Origin of the sequence: Kosakonia sp. H7A, from assembly GCF_003028445.1 — a bacterium.
Classification (GTDB): Bacteria; Pseudomonadota; Gammaproteobacteria; order Enterobacterales; family Enterobacteriaceae; genus Kosakonia; species Kosakonia radicincitans.
In genome coordinates, this window is sequence record NZ_PYTZ01000004.1 from 89,739 (window position 1) to 103,707 (window position 13,969).

The 13,969-nt window shown below is 53.9% G+C and carries 14 protein-coding genes; 10 read left to right on the forward strand and 4 right to left on the reverse strand.

What is annotated here, in order from left to right:
• Window positions 1–143 precede the first annotated feature (143 nt).
• Window positions 144–908: a pyruvate dehydrogenase complex transcriptional repressor PdhR gene (pdhR, locus tag CWM66_RS15530; RefSeq protein ID WP_007373174.1), complete on the reverse strand. Its 765-nt coding sequence runs from the start codon at window positions 906–908 to the stop codon at window positions 144–146.
• Window positions 909–1,440: 532 nt separating this feature from the next.
• On the opposite strand from pdhR, the gene aroP reads away from it, so the two are divergent.
• The 3 genes from aroP (at window position 1,441) to CWM66_RS15550 (ending at window position 5,341) form a co-directional block, all read left to right on the forward strand.
• Window positions 1,441–2,814, forward strand: a complete 1,374-nt coding sequence (aroP, locus tag CWM66_RS15540; protein WP_090398224.1) for an aromatic amino acid transporter AroP — start codon at window positions 1,441–1,443, stop codon at window positions 2,812–2,814.
• Between the two features lie 170 nt (window positions 2,815–2,984).
• On the forward strand, window positions 2,985–4,391 hold the full coding sequence (locus tag CWM66_RS15545; protein WP_035886522.1) for a glycoside-pentoside-hexuronide (GPH):cation symporter: 1,407 nt from the start codon (window positions 2,985–2,987) through the stop codon (window positions 4,389–4,391).
• Entirely contained in the window at window positions 4,391–5,341 is a 951-nt protein-coding gene (locus CWM66_RS15550; RefSeq protein ID WP_090398222.1) for a family 43 glycosylhydrolase, read from the forward strand. The genes CWM66_RS15545 and CWM66_RS15550 overlap by 1 nt, the downstream gene beginning before the upstream one ends.
• A 15-nt stretch (window positions 5,342–5,356) precedes the next feature.
• On the opposite strand, the gene ampE is transcribed toward CWM66_RS15550, so the two are convergent.
• Window positions 5,357–6,211, reverse strand: coding sequence for a beta-lactamase regulator AmpE (gene ampE, locus CWM66_RS15555; protein WP_007373169.1), 855 nt, complete (start codon window positions 6,209–6,211; stop codon window positions 5,357–5,359).
• Window positions 6,208–6,771, reverse strand: a complete 564-nt coding sequence (gene ampD / locus CWM66_RS15560) for a 1,6-anhydro-N-acetylmuramyl-L-alanine amidase AmpD (protein WP_007373168.1) — start codon at window positions 6,769–6,771, stop codon at window positions 6,208–6,210. Before ampD ends, ampE begins: the two co-directional genes overlap by 4 nt.
• 129 nt (window positions 6,772–6,900) lie before the next feature.
• Here ampD and nadC point away from each other — a divergent pair, with 129 nt between their 5' ends.
• From nadC to hofC, 4 genes are all read left to right on the forward strand, one after another.
• Entirely contained in the window at window positions 6,901–7,794 is an 894-nt protein-coding gene (nadC, locus tag CWM66_RS15565; protein ID WP_071921823.1) for a carboxylating nicotinate-nucleotide diphosphorylase, read from the forward strand.
• Between the two features lie 178 nt (window positions 7,795–7,972).
• Window positions 7,973–8,407 (forward strand): prepilin peptidase-dependent pilin, encoded by a 435-nt coding sequence (ppdD, locus tag CWM66_RS15570; protein ID WP_007373165.1) that lies wholly within the window; start codon window positions 7,973–7,975, stop codon window positions 8,405–8,407.
• Window positions 8,408–8,416: 9 nt separating this feature from the next.
• Window positions 8,417–9,805, forward strand: coding sequence for a type II secretion system protein GspE (gspE, locus tag CWM66_RS15575; RefSeq protein ID WP_007373164.1), 1,389 nt, complete (start codon window positions 8,417–8,419; stop codon window positions 9,803–9,805).
• Window positions 9,795–10,997 (forward strand): protein transport protein HofC, encoded by a 1,203-nt coding sequence (hofC, locus tag CWM66_RS15580; RefSeq protein ID WP_107146872.1) that lies wholly within the window; start codon window positions 9,795–9,797, stop codon window positions 10,995–10,997. Before gspE ends, hofC begins: the two co-directional genes overlap by 11 nt.
• 36 nt (window positions 10,998–11,033) lie before the next feature.
• On the opposite strand, the gene CWM66_RS15585 is transcribed toward hofC, so the two are convergent.
• A complete protein-coding gene (locus tag CWM66_RS15585) occupies window positions 11,034–12,077 on the reverse strand; it encodes a GMP reductase (RefSeq protein WP_007373162.1) in 1,044 nt (347 codons plus the stop codon).
• A gap of 323 nt (window positions 12,078–12,400) precedes the next feature.
• On the opposite strand from CWM66_RS15585, the gene coaE reads away from it, so the two are divergent.
• From coaE to yacG, 3 genes are read left to right on the forward strand one after another with little or no spacing between them, the layout of a single operon-like run.
• Window positions 12,401–13,021, forward strand: a complete 621-nt coding sequence (gene coaE, locus CWM66_RS15590; RefSeq protein ID WP_071920213.1) for a dephospho-CoA kinase — start codon at window positions 12,401–12,403, stop codon at window positions 13,019–13,021.
• The gene (gene zapD / locus CWM66_RS15595; protein WP_007373160.1) at window positions 13,021–13,764 is read left to right on the forward strand and encodes a cell division protein ZapD; all 744 of its coding nucleotides are present in this window, start codon (window positions 13,021–13,023) and stop codon (window positions 13,762–13,764) included. The genes coaE and zapD overlap by 1 nt, the downstream gene beginning before the upstream one ends.
• Window positions 13,765–13,773: 9 nt before the next feature.
• Complete coding sequence (yacG, locus tag CWM66_RS15600; protein ID WP_007373159.1) at window positions 13,774–13,965, forward strand: DNA gyrase inhibitor YacG; 192 nt, start codon at window positions 13,774–13,776, stop codon at window positions 13,963–13,965.
• Window positions 13,966–13,969 lie beyond the last annotated feature (4 nt).

Genomic DNA, 13,969 nt, shown 5'->3' on the forward strand with positions numbered 1-13,969 from the left:
ATCTAATACGTTGATTGTCTGGAACCTGTCCCATTGCACCCTTCGGGAAAGACGCAATAAGACAGGTTCTGCGTTTAGTTGCCGCGCTCTAAAGTTTGGCGCTGGTGTTACAACTCTTCCGGCACAAATTGCGCCAGAAAATCTTAATTCTTTCTCTGCTCTAGCCGACGCAGCGAGCGTTCACGACGGCTCTGCTCACGGCTTCTGTCCAGCAAAATCTCTTCGATAAACGCCAGGTGACGGTGTGACGCTTCACGCGCCTCTTCCGGCTTTCCGGCCATGATCGCCGCGAAAATACTTGAGCGATGGTTGCTGACCAGCGGGAGCATCTCCCGGCGGGCGTACAGCAATTCGAAGTTCTGTCGGACGTTTTGCGCCAACATGGGCTCCATGCAGCGTAGCAAATGAAGCAGCACGACATTGTGTGCCGCTTCGGTTACGGCAATTTGATACTGCACGACAGCACTGGACTCCGCGTCCAAATCCCCGGACTGCTGAGCCAGTTCAATCGCCTGGTGCAGCTCGCTGATACGCGCTTTATCTTCATCTGTGCTGCGCAGCGCTGCGTAATAAGCCGCGATGCCTTCTAATGCATGGCGGGTTTCAAGCAGGTCAAACTGGGATTCGGGATGATCGTTGAGCAGCTCTACCAGCGGATCGCTGAAGCTCTGCCACAGACTGCTCTGGACAAAAGTCCCGCCACCCTGGCGACGAAGGAGCAGACCTTTCGCTTCGAGGCGCTGAATGGCCTCGCGCAGTGAAGGACGAGAAACATCGAACTGTTTCGCCAGTTCGCGTTCTGGAGGAAGTTTTTCACCGGGACGTAAGGTCCCTTCGAGAATCAAAAACTCCAGTTGCTGCTCAATCACATCGGAGAGTTTTGGTTGGCGGATTTTGCTGTAGGCCATGGTTCCCTGTCTCTGCCATTCGCCGGAGTAAATTGGTCTTACCAATTTCACGTTCTTGACGCTAAAGTAACAAAGTATTCACCTTCTGTCCATACAGGTTTTGATTGAAATCAGGAAACCACGCACATTTTAACAATCATACAGAAATGACGTTTCAAAGATGTAACCTTGCACAAATGTCCCATTTACCACGAAAGAGGCAGTTTTAACTTTCCTGAAACGACAGTTAAGGCATATGAACCGATTCAGTTGATTTATTTTTGATTTTTTATGCGATTAATTTGCATAAAACCAAAATAGATGCTCGAGAAGGGAGTCGTTGGAGTACTGACAAACGGTTTCTTTTTCATCAGTCGTCATAGCGGCTTCATAAAGCAGATGCATTCACGCGCACTTACCACTATTCTTGGCACTACGAAAGAGACAGGCGAAAAATCACGCCATCAATTCGTAAATAATAAAATACAAAAAATGGAATTTATTTCTTACACGCAAACGACAGCGTAAACATAATAACCACACACGAGGTTTCATGATGGAAGGTCAACAGCACGGCGATCAGCTAAAGCGCGGCCTTAAGAACCGCCATATTCAGCTTATTGCGCTGGGTGGCGCTATTGGGACTGGCCTTTTTCTGGGCAGCGCATCAGTCATTCAATCCGCCGGCCCCGGTATTATTCTGGGCTACGCCATTGCAGGTTTTATCGCCTTTCTGATCATGCGTCAGTTAGGCGAAATGGTCGTGGAAGAGCCGGTAGCCGGTTCATTTAGCCACTTTGCTTACAAATATTGGGGTGGCTTTGCCGGTTTTGCGTCTGGCTGGAACTACTGGGTACTGTATGTGCTGGTGGCGATGGCGGAACTGACTGCGGTCGGGAAGTATATTCAGTTCTGGTGGCCAGAAATCCCGACCTGGGTCTCTGCTGCAGCCTTCTTTGTCATCATTAACGCCATCAACCTGACCAACGTGAAAGTGTTTGGTGAGATGGAGTTCTGGTTTGCCATTATTAAGGTGTTCGCGGTTGTCGCCATGATCATCTTCGGCGGCTGGTTGCTGTTCAGCGGTAGCGCTGGCCCGCAGGCGACCGTACGTAACCTGTGGGAACAGGGTGGCTTCCTGCCGCACGGTATCGGTGGGCTGGTGATGATGATGGCGATCATTATGTTCTCGTTTGGCGGTCTTGAGCTGGTGGGGATCACCGCCGCAGAAGCCGATAACCCGGAACAGAGCATTCCAAAAGCGACCAACCAGGTTATCTACCGTATCCTGATTTTCTATGTTGGCTCACTGGCGGTGCTGCTCTCGCTGATGCCGTGGACCCGCGTAACGGCAGATACCAGCCCGTTTGTGCTGATTTTCCACGAACTCGGTGACACTTTCGTCGCCAACGCGCTGAACATTGTAGTACTGACGGCTGCCCTCTCTGTTTATAACAGCTGCGTCTACTGCAACAGCCGTATGCTGTTTGGCCTGGCGAAGCAGGGTAACGCGCCGAAAATGCTGCAAAAAGTGGATAAACGCGGCGTACCGGTGAACACCATCCTGACTTCCGCACTCTTCACCGCGCTGTGCGTGCTGATCAACTACTTCGCACCGGAATCAGCGTTCGGTCTGCTGATGGCGCTGGTGGTTTCCGCGCTGGTGATCAACTGGGCGATGATCAGCCTGGCACATATGCGTTTCCGTCGCGCGAAACAGTTGCAGGGCGTAACACCACGCTTCCCGGCGCTGTTCTACCCGCTGGGCAACTGGATCTGCCTGCTGTTTATGGCCGCTGTGCTGGTGATCATGCTGATGACGCCAGGCATGGGGATTTCGGTCTATCTGATCCCGGTATGGATTGCCGTGCTGGGTGTCGGCTATCTGTTCAAACAGAAAAGTGCAAAAACCGTAAAAGTCAGTTAATTCCTGTCTTGCCCCCTTTCCCCACGCGGGAGAGGGGGTTACCGCAACGTTACCTCCCTCACACTTTCTTTTACATAGCTATTTTGTCCATCTCCCCGCGCTGATTCTGCTACGCAAACGAAAATTTGCAGGCAAATAATTCATACCATATATCAATGGGAGAAGCGGCAATGGACAACAACAGGCTGTCTGTTAAAGAAAAGATCGGCTATGGCATGGGAGACGCCGGATGTAACATCATCTTTGGCGCAATCATGCTGTTTGTTAACTATTTCTATACGGATATCTTCGGCCTCGCTCCGGCGCTGGTCGGCGTATTGCTGCTGTCGATTCGTGTGATTGATGCGGTTACCGACCCGCTGATGGGCGCAATCGCTGACCGTACGCAAAGTAAATACGGACGCTTCCGCCCGTGGTTACTGTGGATTGCGGTTCCCTATGCTGTATTCAGCGTATTGATGTTTACCACGCCGGACTGGGCCTACAGCAGCAAAGTTATTTATGCCTTCGTCACCTACTTCCTGCTGTCGCTCACCTACACTGCCATTAATATCCCCTACTGCTCGCTGGGCGGCGTTATTACCAATGATCCGAAAGAGCGCGTTGCCTGCCAGTCGTACCGCTTTGTGATGGTCGGCATTGCCACGCTGCTTCTGTCGTTAACGCTGCTGCCGATGGCGGAATGGTTTGGCGGCGCGGATAAAGCTAAAGGCTACCAGATGGCGATGGCAGTGCTGGCATTTATCGGTATGTGCATGTTTTTGTTCTGCTTCGCTACCGTGCGCGAACGTATTCGCCCGGCGATACCGACCAATGACGATCTGAAAAATGATTTAAAAGATGTGTGGAAAAACGACCAGTGGGTGCGCATTCTGCTGCTGACGCTGTGTAACGTCTGCCCTGGCTTTATCCGCATGGCGGCTACCATGTATTACGTGACCTGGGTTATGGGGGAAAGTACCCACTTCGCCACGCTGTTTATCAGCCTCGGCGTCGTGGGCATGATGCTCGGCAGCATGATGGCGAAGGTACTCACCGATCGCTGGTGCAAGCTGAAAGTCTTCTTCTGGACCAATATCGTGCTGGCGTTCTTCTCCTGCGGCTTCTACTTCTTTGATCCTCATGCCACTACGCTGATTGTGGCGCTCTACTTCCTGCTCAATATCCTGCATCAGATCCCTTCCCCACTACACTGGTCGCTGATGGCGGACGTCGACGATTATGGCGAGTGGAAAACCGGTAAACGCATTACTGGCATCAGCTTTTCCGGCAACCTGTTTTTCCTGAAAGTCGGGCTGGCGATCGCCGGCGCGATGGTCGGTTTCCTGCTCTCCTGGTACGGTTACGACGCCGGAGCCAAACAGCAGAGCGCCAGTGCCATCAACGGCATCATGCTGCTGTTTACCGTGATCCCGGGCGTCGGTTACCTGATCACCGCAGGCGTGGTTCGCTTGCTGAAAGTCGACCGTGAATTGATGAAACAGATCCAGGCAGATCTGGAAAAACGTCGCATCAACTACCATGCGTTGACCGATCGTCAGCACGTACCGGCAGGCGACAACGTAAGGAACGCATAATGAAAGAGTGGCCGAATCCGTTTATCGAACAACGCGCGGATCCCTTTATTCTGCACCATGAGAATGTCTACTATTTTGTCGCCTCCGTGCCGGAGTATGACCGGCTGGAGATCCGGCGCGCTGCCACGCTGGAGGGGTTGCGTCATGCCGAAGGCGTGGTCGTGTGGCGCAAGCCGCAAAGCGGACCGATGAGCGAGCTAATCTGGGCGCCGGAACTGCATCATATTGACGGTAAATGGTATCTCTATTTTGCCGCAACCTGGACGAAAGCGCTGGATGAGTTGAATATGTTCCAGCATCGCATGTTTGTGCTGGAGTGCGCAGATGCCGATCCGCTCAGCGGAAAATGGCTGGAGAAAGGCCAGGTGAAAACCCCGTTTGATACTTTCGCCCTCGACGCCACAACCTTTGTCCACCAGGGCAAACGCTGGTATCTGTGGGCGCAAAAAGCGCCGCACATCGCGGGAAACTCCAACCTCTATCTGGCGGAAATGGAAAATCCATGGACGCTCAAAGGCGAACCGGTGATGTTGAGTAAGCCGGAATTCGACTGGGAGTGCCGGGGTTTTCTGGTGAATGAAGGCCCGGCCGTCCTGTTTCACGACGACAAGCTATTTATCAGTTACTCGGCCAGCGCCACCGATGAGAACTACTGTATGGGGCTGCTGTGGATTGATATTACCGCTAACCCGCAGCTCGCGGAGAACTGGCACAAATCACCGCAGCCGGTGTTCAAAACCAGCCACGAAAACCGTCAGTATGGCCCTGGTCACAACAGCTTTACGCAAACGCCGGAAGGGGAAGATGTGCTGGTGTATCACGCACGGAACTACACCGAAATTGAGGGCGACCCGCTCTACGATCCCAATCGCCATACCCATCTGAAAACGATTCGCTGGCAAGAAAACGGGATGCCTGATTTCGGCATCCCGGCTGCGGATAATCAGTAAAGCCACGGCACGCTATCAGATCAGCGTGCCGTAAATCGTCAACAACGCGACCACAACGACCAGCACCAGCGAGGTTTTCTTCGCCATCGACACTGCGGCTTTCGGCGTTTCGACTTTGTCCAGATGCGGCTCGCGCGCCAGTGAGAACTGCGCGAGGCGCGTCAGCACCTGGTATTGCGATGTATGGCCGTCGCCAAGAGAAGCAAACCAGGCGGGCAGCGCCTTTTCGCCGTGCCCAACCAGTGCGTACACCACGCCAGCCAGCCTGACGGGCACCCAGTCCAGCACATGTAAAATGGCATCGATGCCTGACTGCTGACGTTCGTTAGGCGTCTGGTAACGCGCCAGCCACGACTGCCAGGCACGCAAGAACGCATAACCTGCCAGCAGCACCGGCCCCCAGTATGCGCCGACAATAAACCAGAACAGCGGCGCCAGATAAAAGCGGAAGTTGATCCAGACCAGCGCGTTTTGCAGTTCGCGTAAAAACTCACGCTCACTGCATCCCGGCGGTACACCGTGTATCAGCGTTAACTCATTCGCCATCGCGTTATGGGCATGACTGTCATTACGTGCCGCCGCCTTCAGGTAAGCGTGGTAATGCAGACGCACCTTACCCGCACCAATGCATAACACACCAATCAGGATCCAGACCACCAGCAACGGTACGTTGAAAAACAGCCCCTGCAACGCGCGCAGGATCAGAAAAGTCACCAGCATCGCCAGCACTGTCATCAACAGCGTACGGAACATGGAGTAACGCTTAACCCGCCGGAACAGCACTTCCAGCCGGTGATCCAGTTGCCAGTGCTCTCCCAGTTTAAACAGCCGTTCTGCTGCCAGCACCAGCAGCATGGTGAATAACGTCATGGCATCTCCTTTTCTGACGAGCCGGCGACCAGCGCACGGAATCTGGCCCAGTCGAAAGCCGGCCCGGGATCGGTCTTCCGTTGCGGCGCAATATCGCTGTGGCCGGTCATATTGTTGGCAATCGACGGATAAAGCTCAATGAGCGTTCGCGTCACCGCCGCCAGTTGCTGATACTGCGCGTCGGTATACGGTAGATTATCGGTGCCTTCAAGCTCAATCCCAATCGAGAAATCATTGCAGCGTTCCCGGCCGTGATAAGAGGATACGCCTGCATGCCAGGCGCGTTTATCGAAAGGCACATATTGCACAACCTCGCCATCACGGCGGATCAGGCAGTGCGCGGAAACACGCAGATGAACAATTTCGGCGAAAAAGGGATCGGCATCGGGATCGAGCGTACCGGTGAACAACGCATCTATCCACGGGCCGCCAAATTTGCCGGGCGGCAGGCTAATATTATGTACCACCAGCAGTGAAGGCTGCTCATCGTCCGGGCGGCAATCAAAATGGGGAGACGGCACGTGCCGCGCTTCTACCAGCCAGCCCTTGCGTAACGGCATAAGGAACTCCTTTAAGAGGATGGTGCTAAAACACGCTTCAGAGTAGCATGTCCGGGCGGTGCCCCGTAATGGTCTCCCGGACAGGACATCGCCTAACTTTGTGATTCGTTACCCTTTTTGGAGTTTATCATGCCGCCTCGCCGCTATAACCCCGATCTTCGACGTGACGCGCTGCAAAAACGCATCGAACTGGATATCCCCGCCGCTGTCGCCCAGGCGCTGCGTGAAGATTTGGGCGGAGAAGTTGACGCTAACAACGACATTACCGCGCAATTATTACCGCCAGAGAACCGCTCTCATGCGGTGGTTATTACCCGCGAAGACGGCGTATTTTGCGGTAAACGCTGGGTTGAAGAGGTTTTTATCCAGTTGGCTGGCGACGACGTGACGCTGACCTGGCACGTTGCAGATGGCGACACGATCCGCGCCAATCAACCGCTGTTTGAACTGGAAGGCCCTTCCCGCGTGCTGCTGACCGGCGAGCGCACGGCGTTGAACTTTGTGCAAACGTTGTCCGGCGTAGCCAGCGAAGTACGGCGCTATGTGGATTTGCTCAGCGGCACCAAAACCCAGCTTCTTGATACGCGTAAAACGCTGCCGGGCCTGCGCACCGCACTGAAATATGCGGTACTGTGCGGCGGCGGCGCCAACCATCGCCTGGGCCTTTCTGATGCTTTTCTGATCAAAGAGAACCATATCATCGCTGCTGGCTCCGTTCGCCAGGCGGTAGAAAAAGCGTTCTGGCTGCACCCGGATGTTCCGGTGGAAGTGGAAGTTGAAACGCTGGAAGAACTGGACGACGCGCTGAAAGCAGGCGCTGACATCATCATGCTGGATAACTTCGAAACCGACCAGATGCGCGAAGCGGTTAAACGCACAAATGGCCAGGCGCGGCTGGAAGTTTCCGGCAATGTGACGAACGAAACGCTGCGTGAATTCGCCGAAACCGGCGTCGATTATATCTCCGTTGGCGCACTGACCAAGCATGTGCGCGCCCTCGATTTGTCGATGCGTTTTCGCTGAATCGACGCTTCAAAGAAACGGGCCACTGGCCCGTTTTTGCGAACTCCCTTCCACGAAAAATGCGACACTTTGCAAAAGCGATAAAAGTGCCGGAAGCCATTATCCCAAAATCATTTTTGCCCCTCGTCCACCGATTCATCCGCTGACACAGTAACGGCTCTGCATAAGGAGCTGTTTAATGAAACGACAACAAGGATTTACTTTAATCGAACTGATGGTGGTGATTGGCATCATTGCGATCCTGAGCGCCATCGGCATTCCCGCCTACCAAAACTACCTGCGCAAAGCCGCCCTAACCGACATGCTGCAAACGTTTATTCCGTACCGTACGGCCGTTGAACTTTGCGCGCTGGATCGTGGCGGCGTGGATAACTGCGATGCCAGCAGCAACGGCATACCCGCCCCCACCACTACCCGCTATGTTTCGGCGATGAGCGTAACAAAAGGCGTGGTCTCGCTAACCGGGCAAGAGAGCCTGAATGGGCTGAGCGTGGTGATGACGCCGCAATGGAGCAACGCTGAAGGAATGCAGGGTTGGGCGCGCAGTTGCAACATTCAGGCAGACAGCTCGCTCCAGCAGGCTTGTGAAGATGTTTTCCGGACCGGCAAGTAAGGAGCGGCAATGCAACCCGATAAACTCATTGCGCTATGCCAGCGCCATAATGCGGTGGTGCTCAAAAGCGAAAACGATCTCTTAACGATTGCGGTGGTTGAAACACCCAGTACCGAATTAATGGAATCACTCACTTTTGCCGCCCAGAAGCGTGTCGATATTCGCTGCTGGACACCAGAGCAAATGGATAAACATTTACAGATGACAGCGCAAACCGTGGTGCCGGTGGTACAGGAAGAGAGCAGTACCGCCGCGATGGAGATCGTGGAACATACGCTTCAACAAGCGCTGATGCTACGCGCTTCAGATATCCATTTTGAGCCTGGTGAAACGCACTATGCCATTCGCCTGCGCGTCGATGGCGTATTGCATCCGCTTTCGCCTCTGCCTGGCACGCTCGCCAGCACATTGACCGCAAGGCTAAAAGTACTCGGTAATCTCGACATCGCCGAGCACCGTTTACCACAAGATGGTCAGTTCAATCAGGAACTTTGTGGTCAATCGATCTCATTTCGCATCGCCACTCTGCCCTGTCGTCACGGAGAGAAAGTGGTCCTGCGCCTGCTGCATCAGGTCAACCAACCGCTGGAACTGGAAGCGCTGGGAATGACCTCTCAACAACGGGAGCTGTTTGCCGCCGCCCTTGCGCAGCCGCAAGGGTTGCTGCTGGTTACCGGCCCAACAGGCAGCGGTAAAACCGTCACGCTTTACAGCGCATTGCAGGCGCGAAATAAACCGGAAGTTAACATTGCCAGTGTGGAAGATCCTGTCGAGATCCCACTCGCCGGGCTAACGCAGACACAAATCAATCCGCGCAGCGGGCTGACTTTTCAAAGCGTATTGCGCGCCCTGTTACGCCAGGATCCGGACATCATCATGATTGGCGAAATTCGCGATGGCGAAACCGCCGAAATCGCGATAAAAGCCTCCCAGACCGGGCATCTGGTACTGTCGACGCTGCACACCAACTCCACCAGCGAAACGCTGGTACGCATTCAACAAATGGGCGTTGCCCGCTGGATGATCTCCTCAGCACTGTCGCTGGTGGTAGCGCAACGCCTGGTGCGTAAACTCTGCCCGCACTGTCGAAAACTTGCCGTGGAGAATATCCATCTTCCCGGTACGTTGTGGCCACGTCCGTTACCGCGCTGGCGGGCCGAAGGCTGTGAACAGTGTTATCACGGTTTTTACGGACGACTGGCACTGTTTGAAGTCCTCGCCATCACACCGGAAATACGTCAGGCCATCGCTGGCAATATGGGCGCGGAAGAGATTGGGCTACTGGCGCGGCAGAGTGGCATGACCACGCTATTTGAGCATGGCTGCCAGGCCGTGGAACAAGGGTTGACCACCTTTGACGAACTGGTACGCATTCTGGGTTTTCCAGATGGCGAGTAAACATCTTTGGCTGTGGTCCGGTCTTGATGACAGCGGTGCCCTGCAAAGCGGTACGCACTGGAACGAAAATCGCGACGGCGTGGTGTTACTGTTGCATCAGCGACAAATACATCTGCTGACGTTGAAGCGCTGTCCGGTACGTCGCGCGCTCTGGCAAGCGGAGCATGGATGCTCTGTTTTGCAGCAACTTGCTACTCTTCTGCAGGCCGGGCTGACATTGCCGGAAGGGTTACAACTGCTGGCGGAGCAACACCCCGCCAGACAGTGGCAGGCGCTGTTGCGCCAGCTTGCCCAAACGCTGGAGCAGGGAGAAACATTTTCGGCTGCGCTACGCCAGTGGCCTGATGTGTTTCCTCCGCTCTGGCTGGCGATGATTCGCACCGGCGAGTTAACCGGCAAACTGGATGAGTGCTGCTTCAAGCTCGTCAGCCAGCAGCAAGCGCAAAGGGAGCTGGCGTTGAAAGTGAAAAAAGCGCTTCGCTATCCGCTGATCATCCTCTCCCTGACGGCAGCAGTGGTGCTGGCAATGATATATCTGGTATTACCCGAGTTCTCTGCCATCTACCAGACATTTAACACACCGCTTCCGGCGCTCACGCGGGGGGTCATTGCCACCGCTGACGTTATGCAACGCTGCGCCCTGCCGTTGATAGTATTTATAGCGTTGATACTGGGCGTCATGAGATCGCTACGTCATCACCCCGGTTGGCTTCGTTACCGACAGCGGCTGCTGCTGGCCACTCCGGTGATGGGCCAATTGATACGCGGGCAGCGGCTCAGCCAGATATTTACCGTCCTGTCACTGACGCAGCGTGCGGGTATCGCCTTCTTGCAGGGCCTCGAAAGTGTCAAAGAGACGCTTACCTGCCCTTACTGGCGCGATATCCTGCAACGTGCGCATCAGGAGATAACTCAGGGTATGTCGATATCCGCCGCCCTGAAAGAAAGCGGTGAATTCCCGACACTTTGTATTCAGTTGATTCGCACGGGCGAGGTTTCGGGCGCGCTGGATACGATGCTGTACAACCTGGCGCAGCATCACAGCGAACAAACTCAGCGTCAGGCGGATGGTCTGGCAGCCGTGCTTGAGCCGTTGTTGCTGGTGGCAACAGGATTGATTATCGGAGTGCTGGTTGTGGCAATGTACCTGCCCATCTTCCATCTGGGGGATGCGATGAGCGGCGCAGGGTGAGCACAGGCGCGGCATAACGCTGCGCCTGTTTAGCGATCACAAGCTGTTGAAAACGCGGTTTTCCTGTTCCTGAACGCGAATGAAGGTCGTGCGTTTGGTCAGCTCTTTCAGACGAGATGCGCCAACGTAGGTGCAGGCCGAGCGCAGACCGCCCAAAATGTCGCGCGCAGTATTTTCTACCGGGCCACGCAGAGTCAGCTTGACGGTTTTACCTTCTGCAGCACGGTAACCGGCAACGCCGCCAACGTGGCGATTCATTGCAGATTCAGAGCTCATACCATAGAACAGCATGAATTTTTCACCGTTCTCTTCAACCACGGTGCCGCCGCTCTCTTCATGGCCTGCCAGCATACCGCCCAGCATCACGAAATCTGCGCCGCCGCCAAATGCTTTCGCTACGTCGCCCGGAACGGTGCAACCGCCATCGCTGACAATCTGGCCACCCAGACCATGCGCAGCATCAGCACATTCGATAACCGCAGAAAGCTGCGGATAGCCAACGCCGGTTTTCACGCGCGTGGTACAGACAGAACCCGGTCCAATACCCACTTTAACGATATCGGCGCCGGAGAGGATCAGCTCTTCACACATTTCACCCGTCACAACGTTACCGGCACAAATGGTTTTATTCGGCCAGGCTTCACGCGCTTTCGCAACAAACTGTACAAAATGCTCGGAATAGCCATTCGCCACATCAATGCAGACAAAATTCAGCGCGGGATGCAGCGCAAGGATCTGTTTTGTTTTATCAAAATCGGCGTCAGATGTTCCAGTAGAAACCATTACATGGCGCAACACATCCGCAGATTCGCGCTCAATGAAACCTTTCCAGTCTTCAACGGAATAGTGTTTATGCACGGCAGTGAGAATGTCGAATGAGGCCAGCGCTTTTGCCATCATAAAAGTGCCAACCGTGTCCATATTCGCGGCAATAATGGGTACGCCGGACCAGTTAATTCCTGAATGCTTGAAGGTAAACTCGCGCTCCAGCTCAACATCGGAACGGCTTTTAAGGGTAGAACGTTTAGGGCGGATAAGAACGTCTTTGAAACCTAACTTCAGATCTTCTTCGATACGCATGTGCGGATTCCTGGGGTTAATGGCGAAAATACAAACTCACAACTCCAGTGACGCTATCATACGCGCTAATAAGGGCAGTGCAAGACTGCGAATTTCTCTTTTTTTACGCTACAATCCTATAAATTTACCTGGTGAATCGGCAAGTTTAGGTTAATCGATTTCATTGTCGCTTGATTAACTCACAACACGTTGATTATATTATGAAATATATTCAATCTTTTACGTTTTTCTTCCCTTTTGCATGTGATAAAAAAGCGCCATGAATAGAGCGAAAAAGAACGTGGATTGTGATTTCAGGCAGACCCATTTTGGGATGAGGTATTATGGGGTATACGGTCGCGTTAACCGGCGGCATCGGCAGTGGGAAAAGCACTGTAGCTGATGCTTTCGCACAGCTTGGGGTTAACGTTGTCGATGCGGATATTATTGCGCGTCAGGTCGTGGAACCGGGTTCGCAAGCATTAAGCGCTATTACAGCACGTTTTGGGGCAGAAATGATCCTCTCCGACGGCTCGCTAAACCGTCGGGCATTACGTGAACGTATTTTTGCTTCTCCGGCTGATAAAGAGTGGCTCAATAGGCTGCTCCATCCGTTAATTCATCAGCAGACCCAGCGTGAGATTGCGCAGGCAACGTCGCCTTATGTACTGTGGGTTGTTCCCCTGCTGGTGGAAAACCAGCTATATCATAAAGCCGATCGGGTTTTGGTGGTGGATGTCCCGGTTGAGACTCAAATTGCACGCACCACGCAGCGTGATGGTGTTAGCCGCGAACATGCAGAACATATTCTTGCTGCTCAGGCCACACGCGAAGCGCGACTTGCCGTCGCTGATGATGTTATTGACAATAATGGCGCACCAGGTGCGATAGCATCGGATGTTGCCCGCCTGCACTCAGCGTATCTGGAATATGCTTCGCAGGCCGTATCACAGGAAAAACCGTAATGCACACCCACATCCTTTTTGAACACCCGCTTAACGAGAAGATGCGCACCTGGCTGCGTGTCGAATTTCTGCTTCAGCAACTCATCGTCCGTTTACCGCTGAGCGACCATGCTGATGCGCTGCATTTTTTCCGTAACGTTGGTGATTTACTGGATGTGTTCGAACGCGGCGATACGCGTACGGAATTACTGAAAGAGCTGGAACGTCAGCAGCGAAAATTGCGTGCCTGGAGCGAAGTGGAGGGAGTGGATCTCAACCGTATCGAATCCCTGCGCCAGCAACTGAAAGAGAGCGGCAATATCCTGATGGCTGCGCCACGCATTGGCCAGCTTTTACGTGAAGACCGATTAATTGCGCTGGTGCGCCAGCGTCTGAGTATCCCCGGTGGGTGTTGCAGCTTTGATCTGCCCACGCTGCACATGTGGCTGCATTTGCCGCAGGAGCAACGTGATGCGCAGGTCGCGGTCTGGCTGGAAAGCCTCGATCCGCTCAAAGCAACGCTTAAATTGATCCTCGATCTGATCCGCAATGCCGCGCCGTTCCGCCATCAGACCAGCCTGAATGGTTTCTACCAGGATAATGCCGAGGATGCCGATTTACTGCGTCTGAAACTGACGCTGCGAGACCGGCTGTACCCACAAATTTCCGGGCATAAGAGCCGTTTTGCTATCCGCTTTTTACCCCTCGACAGCGAAAACGGTATCGTGCCGGAACGGCTGGATTTTGAACTGGCCTGTTGTTAAGGAGCCAATATGACTGAAACAACCATTGTTAACTGCCCCACCTGCGGGAAATCTGTTGTCTGGGGCGAAATCAGCCCGTTTCGCCCCTTCTGTTGCAAACGCTGCCAGCTCATCGATCTGGGAGAATGGGCAGCGGAAGAAAAACGCATTCCCAGCGCTGGCGACCTGTCAGACAGCGATGAATGGAGCGAAGAGCAATAGTAAT

Excerpts from the sequence above, each read along its gene's own strand:
- ampE (WP_007373169.1), bottom strand. The coding sequence starts at position 6,211 with ATGACGTTATTCACCATGCTGCTGGTGCTGGCAGCAGAACGGCTGTTT.
- CWM66_RS15545 (WP_035886522.1), top strand. The coding sequence starts at position 2,985 with ATGGACAACAACAGGCTGTCTGTTAAAGAAAAGATCGGCTATGGCATG.
- CWM66_RS15550 (WP_090398222.1), top strand. The coding sequence starts at position 4,391 with ATGAAAGAGTGGCCGAATCCGTTTATCGAACAACGCGCGGATCCCTTT.
- CWM66_RS15585 (WP_007373162.1), bottom strand. The coding sequence starts at position 12,077 with ATGCGTATCGAAGAAGATCTGAAGTTAGGTTTCAAAGACGTTCTTATC.
- coaE (WP_071920213.1), top strand. The coding sequence starts at position 12,401 with ATGGGGTATACGGTCGCGTTAACCGGCGGCATCGGCAGTGGGAAAAGC.
- ampD (WP_007373168.1), bottom strand. The coding sequence starts at position 6,771 with ATGCCGTTACGCAAGGGCTGGCTGGTAGAAGCGCGGCACGTGCCGTCT.
- yacG (WP_007373159.1), top strand. The coding sequence starts at position 13,774 with ATGACTGAAACAACCATTGTTAACTGCCCCACCTGCGGGAAATCTGTT.
- nadC (WP_071921823.1), top strand. The coding sequence starts at position 6,901 with ATGCCGCCTCGCCGCTATAACCCCGATCTTCGACGTGACGCGCTGCAA.
- gspE (WP_007373164.1), top strand. The coding sequence starts at position 8,417 with ATGCAACCCGATAAACTCATTGCGCTATGCCAGCGCCATAATGCGGTG.
- zapD (WP_007373160.1), top strand. The coding sequence starts at position 13,021 with ATGCACACCCACATCCTTTTTGAACACCCGCTTAACGAGAAGATGCGC.
- hofC (WP_107146872.1), top strand. The coding sequence starts at position 9,795 with ATGGCGAGTAAACATCTTTGGCTGTGGTCCGGTCTTGATGACAGCGGT.
- ppdD (WP_007373165.1), top strand. The coding sequence starts at position 7,973 with ATGAAACGACAACAAGGATTTACTTTAATCGAACTGATGGTGGTGATT.
- aroP (WP_090398224.1), top strand. The coding sequence starts at position 1,441 with ATGATGGAAGGTCAACAGCACGGCGATCAGCTAAAGCGCGGCCTTAAG.
- pdhR (WP_007373174.1), bottom strand. The coding sequence starts at position 908 with ATGGCCTACAGCAAAATCCGCCAACCAAAACTCTCCGATGTGATTGAG.